At 56.7% G+C, this 17,959-nt stretch carries 14 protein-coding genes; all 14 read right to left on the bottom strand.

Annotated elements, in window-relative coordinates; translation table 11 throughout:
* Positions 1–18: 18 nt before the first annotated feature.
* The 14 genes from ABVT35_RS13960 to ABVT35_RS14025 all read right to left on the bottom strand — a co-directional run bounded on the left by ABVT35_RS13960 (position 19) and on the right by ABVT35_RS14025 (position 17,766).
* On the bottom strand, positions 19–1,044 hold the full coding sequence (locus tag ABVT35_RS13960) for an NAD(P)/FAD-dependent oxidoreductase (protein WP_368467196.1): 1,026 nt from the start codon (positions 1,042–1,044) through the stop codon (positions 19–21).
* Between the two features lie 33 nt (positions 1,045–1,077).
* Positions 1,078–2,922, bottom strand: coding sequence for an FAD-dependent oxidoreductase (locus ABVT35_RS13965; RefSeq protein ID WP_368467197.1), 1,845 nt, complete (start codon positions 2,920–2,922; stop codon positions 1,078–1,080).
* A gap of 107 nt (positions 2,923–3,029) precedes the next feature.
* Positions 3,030–3,371, bottom strand: a complete 342-nt coding sequence (locus tag ABVT35_RS13970; protein WP_368467198.1) for a carboxymuconolactone decarboxylase family protein — start codon at positions 3,369–3,371, stop codon at positions 3,030–3,032.
* Between the two features lie 3 nt (positions 3,372–3,374).
* On the bottom strand, positions 3,375–4,487 hold the full coding sequence (locus ABVT35_RS13975; RefSeq protein WP_368467199.1) for an acetoin dehydrogenase dihydrolipoyllysine-residue acetyltransferase subunit: 1,113 nt from the start codon (positions 4,485–4,487) through the stop codon (positions 3,375–3,377).
* Positions 4,488–4,559: 72 nt separating this feature from the next.
* A complete protein-coding gene (locus ABVT35_RS13980) occupies positions 4,560–5,564 on the bottom strand; it encodes an alpha-ketoacid dehydrogenase subunit beta (protein ID WP_368467200.1) in 1,005 nt (334 codons plus the stop codon).
* Positions 5,565–5,579: 15 nt separating this feature from the next.
* The gene (locus ABVT35_RS13985) at positions 5,580–6,545 is read right to left on the bottom strand and encodes a thiamine pyrophosphate-dependent dehydrogenase E1 component subunit alpha (RefSeq protein ID WP_368467201.1); all 966 of its coding nucleotides are present in this window, start codon (positions 6,543–6,545) and stop codon (positions 5,580–5,582) included.
* A 177-nt stretch (positions 6,546–6,722) separates the two neighbouring features.
* On the bottom strand, positions 6,723–7,211 hold the full coding sequence (locus ABVT35_RS13990; RefSeq protein WP_368467202.1) for a peroxiredoxin: 489 nt from the start codon (positions 7,209–7,211) through the stop codon (positions 6,723–6,725).
* Between the two features lie 13 nt (positions 7,212–7,224).
* A complete protein-coding gene (locus ABVT35_RS13995) occupies positions 7,225–8,334 on the bottom strand; it encodes an ABC transporter ATP-binding protein (RefSeq protein ID WP_368467203.1) in 1,110 nt (369 codons plus the stop codon).
* 11 nt (positions 8,335–8,345) lie between these two features.
* Positions 8,346–9,446 carry an ABC transporter ATP-binding protein gene (locus tag ABVT35_RS14000; protein ID WP_368467204.1) on the bottom strand — a complete coding sequence of 367 codons (1,101 nt, stop codon included), beginning with the start codon at positions 9,444–9,446 and terminating at the stop codon, positions 8,346–8,348.
* A 3-nt stretch (positions 9,447–9,449) separates the two neighbouring features.
* The gene (locus ABVT35_RS14005; protein ID WP_368467205.1) at positions 9,450–10,412 is read right to left on the bottom strand and encodes a carbohydrate ABC transporter permease; all 963 of its coding nucleotides are present in this window, start codon (positions 10,410–10,412) and stop codon (positions 9,450–9,452) included.
* A complete protein-coding gene (locus ABVT35_RS14010) occupies positions 10,409–11,266 on the bottom strand; it encodes a carbohydrate ABC transporter permease (RefSeq protein WP_368467206.1) in 858 nt (285 codons plus the stop codon). The genes ABVT35_RS14005 and ABVT35_RS14010 overlap by 4 nt, the downstream gene beginning before the upstream one ends.
* Before the next feature lie 82 nt (positions 11,267–11,348).
* Positions 11,349–13,058, bottom strand: coding sequence for an extracellular solute-binding protein (locus ABVT35_RS14015; RefSeq protein WP_368467207.1), 1,710 nt, complete (start codon positions 13,056–13,058; stop codon positions 11,349–11,351).
* Between the two features lie 387 nt (positions 13,059–13,445).
* Positions 13,446–15,452, bottom strand: a complete 2,007-nt coding sequence (locus tag ABVT35_RS14020) for a sigma-54-dependent Fis family transcriptional regulator (RefSeq protein WP_368467208.1) — start codon at positions 15,450–15,452, stop codon at positions 13,446–13,448.
* A gap of 394 nt (positions 15,453–15,846) precedes the next feature.
* Complete coding sequence (locus tag ABVT35_RS14025; protein WP_368467209.1) at positions 15,847–17,766, bottom strand: sigma-54-dependent Fis family transcriptional regulator; 1,920 nt, start codon at positions 17,764–17,766, stop codon at positions 15,847–15,849.
* Positions 17,767–17,959 lie beyond the last annotated feature (193 nt).

Below are 17,959 nucleotides of genomic sequence, written 5' to 3' on the forward strand. Positions count from 1 at the left end.
GCCTTCAGTTCTGTCTTTCTAGCCGTATTGCCAAAACGGCGAATCGATCTCACCGCTCTTCGTCGTGACCAGCTTCTCATTTTGAACCGTATCGATCGATTCATCCGCTCCAGTCATGTTGAACGCCGCTATTTTGCCCATCTTCTTGACGTTCTCCCAACCGTAGAAGAACCGGTACTGGTTTTCTTCCGGCGACCAGATCTGGCAAACATCGCCAGCCGCCCAAATGCTCTTGTCCGTCGACCGCAGCTGCGGATTGACCAGAACACCGCGCTCTATGTCGACGCCGGCACCGGCCATGAACGCCAAAGACGGCATAAGACCGCAAAATGACAGGACAACATCCGCGTCAATGACTTCATCATTGTCGAGGACGATGTGCCGCTCTGGTTTGTTGCGCCCGCCCTCTTTGATTGAGGTGATGCCGACATCGGTTCTGACGTTGATGCCCATACCCTGCAGCACCGCAATGAATTGTTGTCTTTCATCGGCCTCGACCCGATGCGGCCAGAACAGGTGGCCCTCTCCTATCACCGTCACCTTGTAGCCATTCCTGACCAGTGAACGGGCCAGGTCAAGGCCGATCATGTCGCCACCAAGCATGACCATATGACCACGCTTCGGCAAGGCGTCGCTCACGGATTTGGCTTCCTCGTAGGTTCCGAATTTGGCGATCAGATCTTTGAACTGATTGAGGCTTTCAGGAATATACCGGCCCCCGCCGCTGGCGATCAGAAGTTTGGTATAGGACAATGGTTCGCGGTGGTGCAGCATGAGCAATTTGTTGGCCGGGTCGACATGACTTACCCATGTATTGCGGCGAACGGAGATATTCTGCTCATCGTAATATTCAGGCGGGTGAAGCAGAAAATCGCGCCAGTCGGCCGACGTGCTGAAGATCTTGGGCAGTTCGTAGCGGTTGATGGATAACAGCTTGCCGGCGCTCACCATGGTGATGCGGCTATCGCCGTCGCGCTGGCGAAGATGCCGGGCCGCCTCGCTGCCGGCAACGCCGTTTCCGATTATTACGTAGTGTTCGGTCATTGTCATTGTCATCGCACCGGTGAACCGCTCCCGTCAGATGTCCTGGTAGAACATCTCGTTCTTGGTGATCGAAATGCACTTGGTCGGACAAACCATGTAACAGGCGCCACATCGTATGCATTGATTGTTGTCGATCCATATTGCCCCGACGTGATCCCATTGACTGGATTCCTGCAGGTCGCCGTATGTGCCGTCTTCCTTGATTTCAACGCCCTCGACCAGTTTGATGCAGTCGCGCGGCGCCACCTCAATGCAGGCGCGGCAGTAGATGCAGTTATCCACATCGATACTGTAGCGGTGGTAACACAGGTAACATCGTTTGGCCTCCTCGTAGGCCGTGTCGAGTTCCATCCCCTGCTCTACCTCTTCGGTGAGCCCCTTGAAGCGGTTTCTGACATCCTCCGTCGGCATTTCCTGACGTGGAATGAAATCGAAGGCCCGTTCGCGCAGCGGCTCTTCCACGGGTTCGATCTTGACCACCAGCTTGCGCCGCTCGCGCCCCATCAGCCAGGTGTCGATGTCAATGGCGATGCGCCGGCCGTGACCAACAGCCTCGATCACTGTCGTCGGGCCGTAAACGAAATCGCCGGCGGCAAATAGGCCCTCTTTTGACGTCATGCCATTGTCGCCGATCACCACGCTGCCCCAACGGTCCAGATCCAGTTCCAGATCCACGTAGTCATTGACCGTACGCTGGCCGATTGCGACGAGAAGTGTGTCGCATTCCTCTTCAAACTCCGAGCCCTCGATGGCAATGGCGGCGCGCCGGCCGTTTTCCCGCCAGCCGCCGAGCCGGTTCTGAACGAACCGGACACCCTTGAAATTGCCGTCCTCGTCGGCCAACAGCGCGGCGGGCGTGCGCAGCCCCCGAATGACCACGCCTTCACGCTTGGCTTCGAAAATCTCGTCCTTTTCGACCGGAATGTATTCCTCGGTGGTGCGTAGATGGATTGTGACTTCTTCGGCCCCGAGCCGCTTGGCCACGCGCGCGCAATCGAGCGCGGTAAATCCGGCGCCGACGACGAAGACTCTCTTGCCGACCTTCTTCTTTTCTCCACGATGCAGTTCGACCAGAAAATCCAGCCCGTATTCGACATTGTCCAAGAGACGAACGGGATCTTTCTCATCGTTGTCGAGATCCTGCAGCGGAAGCGGTGTCGCCTCCATCGAACCGGTTGCCAGGAGGACGGCGTCATATTCCTTGTGAAGGTCCGACAGCCGAACCTGTCCCTCGCCGATCCCCACTTCGGTGCCGATGCGCTGTTCGACCCCAAGGCGCATCGCATTCTGCAGTTCAACGTCAAGAATTTCCCGCGGCAGCCGGAACTCCGGAATGCCGTAGTTGAGCATACCGCCCGGACGCTCTTCGCGATCGAAGATGGTCACGTTGTGGCCGAGGGTGGAAAGATCGTGCGCAGCCGCCACACCGGCCGGGCCTGCTCCGACAACGGCTATACGCTTGCCCGTCGGCGTAAACAGGCTTTCATTGATGCGGTGGCCGGAGGATTTGAAATCGGCCGCCAGCCGTTTGAGGTGGCAGATCGCGACAGGTTCGCCATTGCCGGGCCAGCCGTGCCGGCACTTGGCTTCACAGGGGCGCGAGCAAATACGTCCCAAGGTGCCCGGCAGAACATTCGCCATCCGGTTCAGCTCGTATGAACGGCCGAAACGTTGTTCGGTGATCATGCGGATATAGGCTGGAATGTTGGTGAGTGCCGGGCAGGCAGACTGGCACGGGACGTTTTCCTCAACCCAGCCGATGTCTCGCGGGTCGGTTGAATAGCGAACTGGCGTTACGACCCTTTTTCCGTACGATTGAGGATCGGAGAAATCCTCGTCTTCCCTAAGATAGATCTTGCGACTTTCCTGCGGGTTCATGTCAGGCGTATCCCAATTATTCCTGATACGCCTACGATGCTCCCAAAATCCAACGGAGGCAATGGCTTAAACACAAATTGGTGTTGCAAACCATCGGCCTGAGCCGGTTACTTTGACAGATCGTCAAAAGCCTGAAGTGCCTTGCCTCCGTAAACGACCGCCGGACCGCCGCCCATTTCCACCGCTACCGCTATTGTCTCGGCCACCTCATCCCGTCCCGCGCCATGGCCGATTGCGGCGCGGGCGTGGAAGGCTATGCAGTCTTCGCAACGCGTCGCAATAGCAATCGACAACGCCATCAATTCTTTTGTCTTGCTGTCGATTGCATTGCCAGCCGATGCCGACTGAGCGAGCTGGCTGTAAGCGCCCATCGGTTTGGGAACAGCCTTGAAAAGAGCGCCGATCCGCTTGTCGACGCCGTTTACGTAATCCTTGTAGTCAGCGGTCATTGATCAGGCTCCAATGGTGGCGAGGATGATGTCATTCACTTCAGACGCCTTTTCCATTTGCGGAATATGTCCGGCGCCGTCGATGACGGTCACACCTGTGCTATCGCCAATCCCTTCGGCCTGGGAAACGGGAATGATCTCATCCTCCCTGCCCCAGATGACCGAAACGGGTATAGCAAGGTCCTTGACGGTCGCACGAAGGTCGATCGACTGCACACCGCCGGCAAAATTGCTGTCGACAATCGCCTGAAGGCCGGCCAACACGCCGTCGACCCGCTTGAATTTGATGACTTCATTGATCATGTCGCGGCTTATCAGGCTCTTATCGGCGACAAGCTGTTCAAGAACGGGCTTGAGCTGTTTTCCGCGCTTGCCGTCGATGAAGCCTTGCAGGAAACCGATATTGATATCCGTGCCGAGACCGGCTGGGTCGATCACCGTCAGCGATTTGGCGCCGACTTCCGTGGCCGCGGCAATCGCTATTGCGCCGCCAAGAGAGTGTCCGACCAGATGAACGTTTTTTAGTCCAAGCGCTGCTGTGAAACCACTCACCGCCTTCGACAAAGCCGTAACGCTGCCATCTCCGACAAATTTTGACGAACGTCCGTGGCCGGGCAGATCAAGCGCATAAACAGGCCGGCCGTCGGCAAGCGCCGTCTGATTGAACATCCATCCGGTGGTGTCGGCGCCAAAGCCGTGAATGAGAAGAACCGGATCACCCTCGCCTTCTCCCACTTTGAGGTAGGAAATCCGATGTTCGCCGACAGACACGGTCTCCGGTTCCGGGCCGGCTTCCTCGCCGGTTTCCTCCGGAACGAAATTTTCCTGGAACGTTGTCACATATGCTTCGATGTTTTCGTTTGAAACTTCGTCATCCGCAATCACGGCCAGGAGCGCTCCCACAGGCAGCGTCTCACCTTCTGTGGCCACCAGCTTACGCAACTTGCCTTCAATCGGAGTCTCGAACACATTGGCAATTTTGGTTGTTTCGATCTCGGCAATTTCCGTTCCCGGTTTGAGTTCGACGCCCTCATCGACCAGCCAGGACGTCAACAGTCCTTCGGTCATGGCAAGTCCCCATTTTGGCATCACAATGGGTTCGATATCTGTAGTCATCGACCAGTTCCTCGGTTGAATTTCTGAAACCGGAGCGGCCGGGCCAACAGTGCCCGGCGCGCTCCCTTTGCGCTACGCCATCGTTGCGCGAACGGCGGCAGCTATTTTGTCTGGCGACGGTACAAATGCGTCTTCCAGTTCCGGTGCAAACGGTACCGGTGTGTGCGGAGGCGTCACCATTTGAATTGGTCCCTTGAGCGCCTTGAAGGCATTTTGCGCAACAATGCCCGATATGTCGGACGCCATTGAGCAACGCGGGTTTGCTTCATCCACGACCACAAGACGGCCCGTATCCTCCACGCACTCCAAAATGGTATCCGTGTCCAAAGGCGATGTCGTGCGCGGATCAAGGACGGTGCAGGATATGCCGTCCTTTTCAAGCGCATCTGCCGCCTGGTTGGCCATCTGGACCATGCGACCGAATGCGACGATCGTTACGTCATCGCCCTCGCGGGTCAGGTTCGCCTCGCCGAACGGGATCGTATAGGGATCATCCGGCACTTCTTCTTCCTCGTCATACATGACCTTGTGTTCGAAGAAGATGCACGGATCATCGTCGCGGATAGCCTGTATCATCAGCCCCTTCGCCTCATAAGGTGAAGACGGAATGATGACTTTGAGACCCGGAATATGCGTGAAGACCGGATAAAGCGCCTGGCTGTGCTGTGACGCTGCCCGAAATCCGGCGCCGTACATCGTTCGGATGACCATGGGTGTTACCGCTTTGCCGCCGAACATGTAGCGGAACTTGGCCGCCTGATTAAAGATCTGATCAAAACACACGCCCATGAAATCGACGAACATGAGCTCCGCCACCGGACGCAACCCGGTGGCGGCAGCGCCTGCAGCAGCGCCGATAAAGGCACTTTCGGATATAGGCGTGTCCAGAACACGGTCCGGCCCGAATTCCGGGAAAAGCCCCTTGGTGACACCGAGCACGCCGCCCCATGCATCGGATTCGCCTTCAGTGCCGGCGCCACCCGCATTGTCCTCACCCCAGATGAGGACATTTTCATCACGGCGCATTTCCTGAGCGATCGCTTCGTTGATCGCCTGACGATAGGATTTCTTAGCCATCTCAAATAGCCTCCCTTAGTAAGAAACGTAGACGTCGGTCACGAGTTGTTCGTGCGCCGGCGGCGCGGCGGCTTCGGATTCAGTGATCGAGTCGTTCACCAGCGCCATTACTTCGCGGTCAATCTCGTCAAGCTGATCACCCGTCAAAAGGCCCGCTTCTGTAACCCGTGCCCGGAAGATTTTGAGGCTGTCCTTTTCCTCACGCAGCCGCTGGATTTCACCGGGGCCGCGATAGGTCATCGCATCGCCTTCGAAGTGACCGAAAAACCGGTTCAACTTGACATGCAACAGGCTTGGCCCGCCGCCCTTGCGTGCCCGGTCGATCATCTCCCCGGCCGCCTCGTGAACCGCAAAGAAATCATGACCATCGACCAGTGCGGAAGGCATGCCAAATCCGGTCGCCCGGTCCTGTTGGCTTCCGCCGACCGACCACGTGCTTGCGGTCGACTCTGCGTATCCGTTGTCCTCAACGACAAAGATCACCGGAAGGTTCCAGACTTTTGCGAGATTGTAAGATTCCAGCGTGGTGCCCTGGTTCGAGCCGCCATCGCCGAAGAACGCGACGGCAACACCACCGGTCTTCCTGTATTTAGCCGTCACCGCGGCACCACATATTAGCGGCGGCCCGGCACCGACGATCCCGTTGGCACCAAGCATGCCTTTTTCGAGGTCGGCAATGTGCATTGAGCCGCCCTTGCCGCCGCACAGCCCGTCGCCGCGACCGTAAATCTCAAGCATCATGGAGCGTACATCGCATCCCTTGGCGATGCAGTGGCCGTGGCCACGGTGGGTACTGGCAATCGCATCGCGCCCGTCCAGATGCGAGCAAACGCCGACGGCCGAGGCTTCCTCCCCTGCATACAGATGGACGAAGCCGGGAATTTTTCCGTTGGAAAACTCCTCATGCACCCGTTCTTCAAAATCGCGGATTGTCCGCATCGTTCGGTAAGACTCAAGCAGGTCTTCGCGGTTCATTTGCATGGTCAACACTCCTCCACTGGTTGGCGTTTGCGGTGTCTGACGCTGCCCGATTGCAGGTCTGCCAATAGATCAGCAAGTTCCGTGCCAACAACAGACCGTTGAATTTATTGAGTTTATTTGACGGTGTATTGCTACACATGTCGCAAGATCGAAGCGCCGTCTCACAGATGGCGGGCGTCACGCAGCGATTGCAGAAAGCAGAGCCGGAGCACCGCTCATCTCCGCCAGTGTTACATCTTTTTCAATCAGGATATTTTGAACCATACCGTCCCGGACTGTCATCGCATAGCGCTTGGATCGTGTTCCAAGACCAATCGCTGAAAGATCGAGTTCCATGTCCGCGGCCTTGGTAAAATCACCGTTTCCGTCAGCCAAAAGGGTGATCCTGGCGCCAACACCCTGATCGCGTCCCCAGGCGTCCATGACAAAAAAATCCGTCACACAAATGCAAACGACTTCGTCTATGCCAGCACTTTTGAGGGCGCTCTCATGCGCCAGAAATCCCGGCAGATGGTTCTGCGAACATGTTGGCGTGAAGGCCCCGGGCACTGCAAATATCGCAAGCGTCCGACCGGCGCTCAATGCCTGCAGGGTAATATTTACGGGCCCGTCTTCGGTCAGGTTTTGAAGGGCGGCGTTCGGAACCTGGTCACCTTTTTTCAACATGAAACTTCTCCTTTCATTCAGCCTCGGGCAATGCTGCCGGCGCAGCGGGATACCGCCTGCCATCGGCGTCGAAGAGATGAACTGCGCTGCCCGGAAACCCGAGCCGGATTTCCGCGCCATCATCGAAGGTAATTTGTCCGGGCAACCGCGCCTTGATGACCGCACCGTCGAAGGCCGCGACATCGATGATCGTAAAGGAACCGAGTGGCTCCACGGACAGCACGGTGCCTGTTATCGTTCCGTCCGAGTTGCCCCGCGAAACAGCCAGGTTTTCAGGCCGCACGCCGATCGTCGCATCAATCACACGGGGATTGTCAACGACATGGGGCGGAGCAATCTCAATACGCAGATGACTGTCAGCTGAAACAAATTCACCCGTTGCCGTGCTGAAACGGCCTTCGATGAAATTCATCGGCGGCGAGCCGACAATACGGGCAACATAGATGCTGCTTGGGCGGTCGTAGATTTCGTCGGGCGTGCCGACCTGGGCGACGCAGCCGTCTTCCACAACGGCAACGCGGTCCGATATGCCCAACACCTCTTCCTCGTCATGGGACACGTAAATGAATGTGTGATTGCCCTCGCGCTGCAGTCGTTTCAGCTCGACCCGCATTTCTTCGCGCAGGCGCGCATCGAGCGCAGCGATCGGCTCATCGAGCAGAAACCCGGCCGGATCGCGCACGAAGGCGCGCCCAAGGGCTATGCGCTGCCTCTCACCGCCGGACATTTTGTCCGGTGTCTTGTCAATGATGTGCGAAATATGCAGGACTTCCGACACACGGGCCAGTTGCTTTTCGGCTTCTTCGACCGGCACACCCCTCTCACGCAACGGAAACAGAATGTTGTCGCGCCCGGTCATGTGCGGGAACAGCGCAAGGTTTTGAAAAACCATTGCTATATTGCGTTCGTTTGCTCTGGCATCCGTGGCATCGGCCCCATTGATGAAAACATTGCCTTCATCGGGTGAGACCAGGCCCAGAATGATTTTCAGAATGCTGGTTTTGCCGCATGAGGGCGGTCCGAATACGCCAAAGAACTCATTGTCCTTTATCTCCAGGTCGATCGGCCCGAGGTCAAATTTCGGGTAATTTTTCCTGACATTCGACAGGCTGATGCTTGCCATGATCCGTCCCTCTAAATTCTGATGCGGTTGCCGGTATCTGCGTCGAACAGCAGGCATTTACTCGCTGGAAGGCAGAACTCCACCTGCTGTCCGGGCCGCAGATCCGGATCGTCGCTGTTGATGCGGATTTCGAAGCCACCCATCTGCACGTGCGCGATCTTTTTCGGCCCAATGCGTTCGATCACATCGATGACCCCTGTAAGTGCAATATCTCCAGCGGTCCGTTTTGCTCCGGTGTAAATGAATTCCGGCCTGACCCCGAGCACCAGCCTGTTTCCCGCCGATCGCTCCACCAGAGTTGCAAACCGCATGTCGTCAAGACCGATCGTTGTCAGCGGACCGAGTGCAAGTTCAGGTTTGCCTTCAGAAACCGCGAGCGTTCCTTCAATCAGGTTCATGCTCGGACTGCCGATGAAATTAGCGACAAAAACATTGCTCGGATCGTTATAGACTTCGAGTGGATCGCCAAATTGCTGCAGCACACCCTTGTCGATCACGGCGATCCTGTCGGCGAGACTCATGGCCTCGATCTGGTCATGCGTGACATAAACCATGGTCTGCTTGAATTCGTGCTGCAGCACCTTCAGCTCCGAGCGCATATAGGCGCGGAAGACAGAGTCGAGATTGCTGAGCGGTTCGTCGAGCAGAAAGATGCGCGGCTCGGCAATGGCGGAGCGGCCGATTGCCAGTTTCTGCATCTCGTTTACGCTCAATGTGCTCGCCTTTTGCTGCAGGCGGTGCTCTATATTCATCCGCCGTGCCATGGCGTTCACGCGGGTCTCGATCTCAGACGGTGGAACCCTGGTAACTTCCAGTGCATAGGAAAGGTTCTTATGCACAGACAAATGCGTGAAGATCGCATAGTTCTGGAACACGAACCCGACGCCGCGGTCCTGGATGCGTGTGTCAGAAAGATCCTCACCGTCAAACAGGATCTGACCGCTTGTCGGATGCTCCATTCCGGCGATCATGTTCATGGTGGTGGTCTTGCCGCATCCTGAAGGCCCCAGCAGCGCCACGAACTCGCCATTTTCAATCTCGAGATTGAGATTGTCGACGGCCGTGAGCGCACCGAACTGCTTGGTCGTATTGCGGATCTGGATGGATGACATCGCTCACGCCTCCTCCGTTTGGCGCGCCATTGCCTTCAGTCCGTAGGCGGCAAGCACGCTGAGAGCAATCAGGATCGTCAGGCCGATTGCGGCGACATAGCCCCATTCGAGATCGGCGAAGGTGAGTTTGTAGATGTAGACGGATATCGTCTCGGTCTGCACACCGGGGCCACCCTTGGTCATGATGTAGATCAGGTCGAAAATCTTGAACATTTCAACCGATCGCAGCACCAGCGCAATGATCATCACGGTCCGCATTCGCGGCAGGATTATCTTGCGAAAATTCTGAAAATTGGAGCCGCCAAGAAGCTGCGCCGCCAGCAGCTGATCACGCGGAACGCCAAGCATACCGGCAAGCAGGATCAGGAACATCAGGGGCGTCCACTGCCAGATATCGGCGATCATGACGGTGTATATCGCCCGGTCCTTGTCGGTGAGCCATGAAAAATCCGGCGGCAGTCCAAACATGTCGTTGACGGGCCCGGTGCCCTGAAAGAGCAGGAAAAACATCAGACCGACGACAGCCGGCACGACCATCATGGGAACCAGCAGAATGGAGTAAAAGAGCTTTCGGCCCGGAAACTGGTCGATAAACAGATAGGCAAGTCCAAGACCAAGCAGGAACTCGGCAGGAACGCAAACCAGCATGATAAGCAGCGTACGCCAGAGCGAACCCCAGAACCGCTCGTCCTCCAGAAGATAAAGATACTGCTCGAAGAAATTGAAGCTCTCATAGGCCTTGTACCATGGCGTGCCGTCAAGCGGCCCCCACCAGCTCATGCTGAGATAGATCTGCATCAGCAGCGGGAAAACGACGATAAACAGCAAAAGAAGGATTGTCGGCAGGACAAAGCACACGCCAAGTTTCTGTTTGTCCCGCGCAATCTTCTGCAAGAAAGACGGTGCATCGGTGTTGGGCGGCACAATGTCCGTGCCCGGTGCGGATGTCGCGGCATCATATTTCATTGCTTCAAGGCTCCAAAAGTCAGGCCGCGCACCAGGTGTTTCTGGATCAGGATCCCAAACACGACCGGCGGAATAGCTGCAATAACTCCGAGTGCGGCTTTCATTCCGTACATCTGGCCGCCCATCGCCGATGTGAGCGTTGCCATATAGACCGGCAGCGTCACCCATTCCTTTTGCGTCAGGAGCAGCGCGAACAGATAGTCGGACCAGTTCAGGATGAAGATGAACAGCGAGCAGGTTGCCAGACCCGGCATGACGATCGGCATCGTGATGCGCCAGAAGATCCGTGCATAACTACAGCCCTCGACCAGCGCCGCTTCCTCGATCTCTATGGGGATTTCATCAAAGAACGTTTTCATCAGCCAGAACGAAAACGGCAAAGTCACGATGCCGTAGATGAGCGAAAGGCCCCACCAGGTGTCCACCGCGCCGATGAAGGCCCACATGACCATCACCGGGATCATCACCGCAAGCGGCGGAAACAAGCGCAGTTGCAACACCGAGAGCGGCAGCGATTGCGCAACCCCGAAACGTGTGACCGCATAGGCCGCAAGCGTGCCTGTCGTAACGGCAATGAACGTGCCCAATATCGACGTCACCAGGCTCGATATCAGCGGACCGATGATTGTCCGATCGAGCGAAACCACCAGCCCTTCAGCCCGCCCGTAAAAGATGAACTCGAAATTCTGAAGGGTCGGGTTTTTGGGAAACCAGGTGAAACCCGAAACCGTTGTCCATTCCGGATAAGGTTTAAAGGCCATCGTGACCATCCACAGCAGCGGATAGCCGACGACAATGATTGCCAACAGCAGCAGCAGATAGTGAATGGTCGTTGAAAATAAACTGCGGCGCATGCCGTTCACCCTTCGCTTCGAACCCGTGTGTTCCGCTGGAGAGGCCATCCGGATTGATGGCCTCTCCCGTTGCCGTGGGAGGTCATGAATCGTCGACGATGGACGGCCAGGTCTGACGGCTGGCAGCTATGGCATCAAGAATGCCCTTGCGCTGGCGTTTGCGAATGATGCGTTGCCATTTCTTGGACGCAGCCCGCATCGCTTCCGCTGCAGTTTTCTGGCCGGTGATGGCCGCCTGCAACTCTTCATCCAGCGCATTGTCGAACGCGGTTTGACCGGCAAAATTGATCGAAGGAACCGAACGCGCGATGGTTTTCGGAATGAACTCCATCGAATAGTCGTGATAGGTCGCCTCACACAGCGGTTCCTTGAAGTTGGCCTGCTGCATGGGATCGAAATAGCCGCCAGGATTGCCGCACATCCAGGTGTAGGTGCGGGTTGAACTCAGCCACTGCATGAAGAGGTAAGCCGCTTCCGGATACTGGCTCTTGGCCGAGATCCATCCGGTGATGTGGTAGTAAAGCACGGAGCGGCGGTTGAATTTACCGTCGAAATCCCTGCCGACCGGAAGGTGAGCGCTGAGCTTGCCGGTCGCCTTGCTTTTTGGCGTGCCGTCCGGATTGTAGCCATCCCCGAATTTAACGAGATTGGTGTAGATCGCCGTGTGCGGGATCTGCAGGTTCCACATGGTGTTGTAGGCTTCCGCCCAGGTGAATGTCAGCGCGTCCGGCGGACACCACTGGAACGACCGCACATGCTCCTCGGCGCATCGGATGCCGAGATCGCTGTCGAGTGCAGGCCGGCCCTCCTCATCAAAGAAATAATTGTTCGGAAACGCCATGCTGGCGAACCGGGCGTAGAACGTGGCAAGACCCCAGAACGGGCTCATCAGATTGCCGTTGCCGTACATCGTGCCGGCACCGAAATCCCTGCCGGTAAAGAACTCGGAGATATTGTCAACGTCTTCCCAAGTTGCGGGCGTGCCGAGCTGCTTATCGTACTTGTCTTCGAAGAGCGCCCTGACATCCGGGTTCTCATAAAGGTCCCGGTTGTAGAACCATGTCTGGAAATCGCCATCCAGGCTGAACGCGTAGTAGCTGCCGGCATAGGTATAAAGCAGCTTTTCCATTTCAGGCGTCGGCGTGCCGCGCTCCGGATCACCCCAGTCCGGCATATACTTGGCGACATACTCATCGCAATTGACGATGCCGTTGGCATCGGCAAGGTCGCCGGTTGAATTCCACGGGCCGGTGAAAATATCGAACGTTCCGCTGCCGGTGGTTACGTCCTGCATGACCTTTTTGAAGATGTCCTCGGCGGGCGCACCGATGATTTCGATCTCAATGCCGGTTTCGCGCTCCCAGACATCCTTCACCGAAGGCGCTCCATCGGGGAATGCGTCGAGACCACCGATCTTGCCTACAGGAAATGGCTTCGTAATCTGACCGATCGCGCCATCGGTCAGCAGCATGCTGAGTTTCTTGGGCGCCTTGCCGGCGGCCTGAAGCTTCTTGATGCCCTCGATTGCGCGTCCTTCGGACATGGTTTCGTTGTACTGGAAGCGCTCTGCGCCGGCGAAGCCGGTCGGACCGCCGGTCATGCCCGGCGCATACGCTCCGGCTCTGGCGGGTCGGATGAATTTGGGCGCAATGCCGATAGCCGATGTCAGCGCGAAGGTTCCGGCGACGGATGCGCTTTTGCTCATCAGATCGCGGCGCGTTATTCCGCTTTTCGGTTTCTGGCTCCGGCTTTCGCTCCGGATAATCGTTTTGCCGTTGTCGTTGGTGTCCACGTTGCTCTCCTCCCGATAGACTGAACGGATCGAACCCCGATCAGATGGTTTTCCGGAGCAACCCAGCATCGATCCCGACCTATTCCTCCCAGGTCAGGACACGCGTCGTCTCCGGATGCAGAACAACCCGCAAATTGCGTGCCAGATTCAGGTGATTGGCGCGAAAAGAGTTTTCGTTTTGCAATAATTGTTTGTTTTTAAATGATAAAAACGGAATTTCATTATCCGGCAGTGACTTGCTCAGTTCTCATCCATCAGACAATAGAGCGTTGTTTTCGGCACCTATGCTACAGGTGTCACATCATGCTCAAGCCGGTTGAGAAGCACAAAAAAGGCCGGCGCCACGTCAATCGCGCCAGCCGGTTCTGAGAAAGTGTGGTTATTGCGCTACCGGTGATCGGGCCGAATAATGCCGTACCGGTTCATATGCCGATGCAGGGTCGCGCGGCTAACGCCCAAATTTGCCGCTGCTTCAGTGACACGCCACTTGGCCTGTTGGAGTGCCGCCACGATCCGGTCGCGCTCCTCGCTGCCAATCTCCGGCGCGCTACCGTCAAATTGCATGGAGCCCGATCGCCTGCCGGATACGGTATTTGCCGACCTGTTTGCTACACCGCTCGTAAAGCCAGACCGCATGGCCCGGCGCACATCCTCCGGCAGGTCATCAACCAGCACATGCCCGTTTGCACAGCTGTAGGAAACATACTGCAGCACATTTTTAAGCTGGCGAATATTACCAGGCCAGTTGTATTGCCCCATGATCTGCCAGGCGTCTTCCGAGAAGGAAAGGCCGCCGGCACCCGGCACGGTCTTTTCCATGACCATATTCACGACTTCGCCAAAGTCCTCGCGTTCTCTCAGCGCCGGCAGTTCGAACCGTGCGCCGCAGATTCTGTAGTAAAGGTCCTCGCGGAATTTTCCTTCCGCCACCAAGGCATCGAGGTCGCGATGCGTGGCGCAAATCAGCTTGATGTCGATGCTGACGGGCTTTGTAGCGCCTACCGGCGTAACCGTCCGGTCGGACAGAACCCTCAAGAGGCGGGTCTGAGACTCCATCGGCATATCGCCTATCTCGTCCAGAAACAGCGTCCCCTTGTCGGCCGCCACGATCTGCCCGACCTTGCCGCTTTTTAATGCGCCGGTAAAAGTGCCCGGCGCATATCCGAACAATTCACTGTCCAGAAGGCTGTCGGGTATCGCGGCACAGTTGACGGCAACGAATGGTTTGGCTGCCCGTTTGCTGCTGGCATGCACGGCACCTGCAAAAACATCTTTGCCGACACCGGTCTCGCCCTGAACAAGGAACGGGATATCGCTGTCGATCAGCTTTCTGCACAGATTGATGGTCTTTTCCAGCCGGCTGTCGTTTCCGGCTATTCGATCAAGGGTCAGCTTACCCGGTTGCCTCGAATTTCTGCTTTCAGCTTTCGTGGCGGAACCGATGGCCGATTTGCTGCCGCCACGCGCTGCCTGTGGCCGGAAAAAGCGCACATAGCGTCCTTCACCCCGATCGGTTTCGGTGCGATGCACCCGTCCCTTCAGGGCGGCCAGATCGTCAATACCCAGTCCGATTGTGGCTTCAAGGCTCTTTCCAATCACACTGTCCCGATCGTCCATGCCGATCAGGCCGAGTGCGGGATTGGTGGCGCCGACAATCTCACCGGTTTCAGAAATAGCGACCATCGCCTGATAATCGTGCGGTTCGTAAAATGGCCCAGTGGAAAGCGCCACCAGATGATGGTTCCTGAAATAGTTTCTGAACAGGTAGTTGTGAATGTTGCCGGTCGATCTCTTTATCAGCCTCGCCAATAGCGCAACTTCGGAGGCGCTGTCCGTAGCTTTGCCAGACAGGTTGAGCGCCGCGAATGTGCGCCCTTCATGATCGATCAGTGGCGCTGCCGAACAAATGAATTTCTTGAAGGCGGTGTGATAGTGCTGATTGCCGTTGACGGTGGCAATTTTGTTGTCCGCGATGGATGTTCCGATTCCATTGGTACCCACGAACGGTTCATCCCACACGGTTCCGGCGCTAATTCCGAATGATTTGATTTCCTTCGCTGCGGCGGAATCGCAATATTCAACAACTGCTGCACAGTCATTATCGGCGATGATTACGCAATAGCCTGCATCCCGCGCCACACGGCGAACCTTTTCAATCAGCGGGGCCGCAACGACCAGAGGCTTTTCAATGGCCTGCAGGCGTTCAGTCACCTCGTAATTGCCGAACCTGTCATTCCGAAGCCTGGCGCCCGGATCCAGGCCATAGTCGTTGGCACAGCGTTCCCATGAGGCTTCGACTCGACCGCACCCCGCCGCCCAGGGCCGGCCGGATACCGCTCCACAAGTCTGATCCTTCATTACCCTGCCGGGGTCTATGCGATTGTCTGCCTGCATCCTTCCTCCTCCCCAGGACGGAAATTAAAACAAGTTTACTGGCGTGCGCGCCGCAAAGCGGCGCACAGAATTCGGCATGTCAAAATGTGCGAAACAATGTGCCGGACAAACCGGATTGTGTTATTCCCAAAACACTTTCTCAGGATCCGGCTGGCGGATTAATTCCGGTTGTTGATTGCCAGTTGATTCTTAGACCTGTTGTTGTTCCCAATGCCATCAAAAGGGTTCCAGAAAGTCGGAACGCTGTCAATTGTGGCAGGGACCGCCACACCCATGCGCAAAACCGAATGAAATTTATCTGTATTTTGTCAAATGGTTATGGCCAAGGCAGCCGGATTAAGGCAATTCTGAAGGCTGAATGATGCAACAGGTGTGGCGTGACGCTGCACTGCGCTTATCGCCGGTATGGAATAACCAGATTCAGCCTTTTTATCCGGCGGTGTATGGTCGTGCGGTCAACCTGCAGCGCCCGCGCGGTTGCGGAGATATTCCAGCCATTGTCCCGGAGCGCACTTTGAAGTTTGGCGGCCTCCGAACCCGGCAGAACATCATAGGCAGAATCCGGCGCGCTCGCCCCCCCGTCTCCCTGGCGCTCAAACATGTATTCAGGCAAATCCGACGGCTGTATAACCCCGTCGGTGCACAACGCCGCGGAATATTCCAGTACGTTGGCCAGCTCACGGATGTTGCCGGGCCAGATATGCCGCTCCAATTCGATCCAGGCATTTTGCGATATTGAGACATCGTTCAATCCGGCCTGTTTCAAAAGCCTGCGACCAAGCCAGCGAAAATCTTCTCTGTGACTAAGCCGCGGCAACCTCAACTCGGCACCGTTGATGCGATAGTAAAGATCGCCGCGAAACTGGCCGGACGTCACCTGATTGCGTAGTTCCCGATTTGTTGAACATATCAGCCGGAAATTGAGCGGGACCGGATCGCCGCCGCCGACCGGCGTGAACTCTTTTTCTGAAAGCACGCGCAGAAACTTCGTCTGGATAGCAAGATCGAGCTCACCCACTTCATCCAGGAACAGCGTGCCGCCATCTGCCTTTTGGAAATATCCTTCGGTGGGCCCATCGCGGTCAGCAAGCTGGTTTGCCGATCCGAATAGCTCGCGCTCGATCATCTCCTCCGGCAAAGCCGCGCAGTCAACCGCAACAAATGGCCCAGGTGCCAGCCGGGCATTGTGAAGTGACCGGGCCAGAAATTCCTTGCCTGTGCCCGTTTCGCCAAGCAGCAGAAGCGCGATCGGGGAGTCCGCCAGGCGCATCGCCTTGTCGACGACAGACTGCATCGCAGGATCGCCATCGGTCACATTGGAAACGGCACTCAGAATCTTGTTGGCGACCGGGTTTCTGCCTGTTGTCTTTGGCTCCGGTTTCGTTGCATCCGCAAAAAGGACGGCACCCATGCGCGACACAATCGCCCGCTGATCTGCTGGCGTGGCGCGTGTCAGATGGACGAGGTCATCAACGTCGCAATCGAAATATTCCGAAATGTTTACCCCGAGCAGTTCGTCCGGCTGCCGCCAATCCCGGTTCAGGGTCTCGGCCAGAAACCGCTGCGCATTGTGCGTCATGCCCAGCAGCCTGCCGCCGTCATCGACGGCAATGGCGCAGTCCGGGTCGACCTCCAAAAGCTCCGGCGAACGATTGAAGCGGATGATCCAGTTCGAGCGGAACTGCTCGCAAAGACCCGCCATCTCAATCTTTTTTGCCGTTTCCTTGACCAGCGCCAGCGCCATGTACTGACTGCCCTTGTCGCTCGGAGACTGCAGGGCGGAGATGTCGAGAACCGCCGACAACTTGCCTCCGGCATTGTAGATCGGCGCCGACGTGCATGTCAGCGGCACATGCGTCGTGTCGAAGTGGTCAGTCTGGTGAACGGTCAGAGCCTCACCGGTGGTTGCACAAACACCGACACCGCAGGTTCCGGCCAGGCGTTCGTCCCAATTTGACCCCAGATAAAGGCCGGCTTTTTTCAATTGATTACTGAAAGTCGGGTCACCGATATAGTCGACAGTAACTGCCGATTCATCGGTGAGCAGAACCACATAGTTTTGCCTGGAGACCTGCCGATAGAGGTTTTCCAGGCCAAACCGGGCACGGCGAATGAGATGGTCCTTGCGCTCCTGATGTTCGCGCACCTGTGAATCCGGCAGGATAACCGCTTCCTTGGCCTTCGTCGGGTCCAGGCCGAATGTATCCACGCACCGTTGCCAGGACTGCTGGATTGCCAGGTCACGTTTCGAGGAACGGCCGGAAACGACACCAACCACCTCATCGATATGTCTGGTTTCCTTCGTCCCGGACATATGCCCGACACCTCCCTTGCCGCCGGAAATATTCCGGCTATCGCCCCTTCGGACGACTTGCGCCTCCCGATCTGTTCTTGTTCGAGGCCGAAAGACCTTATCAGAAAGCGCGTGCCAGCAACAATTGGCGCAAAGTGCAACGTCAGGGCACTTCAATAAACCGCAGGAATTGTTGCCTTGTCCCTCCGGTCTA

This window comes from Hoeflea sp. TYP-13 (assembly GCF_040932035.1).
Taxonomy (GTDB): domain Bacteria; phylum Pseudomonadota; class Alphaproteobacteria; order Rhizobiales; family Rhizobiaceae; genus Hoeflea_A.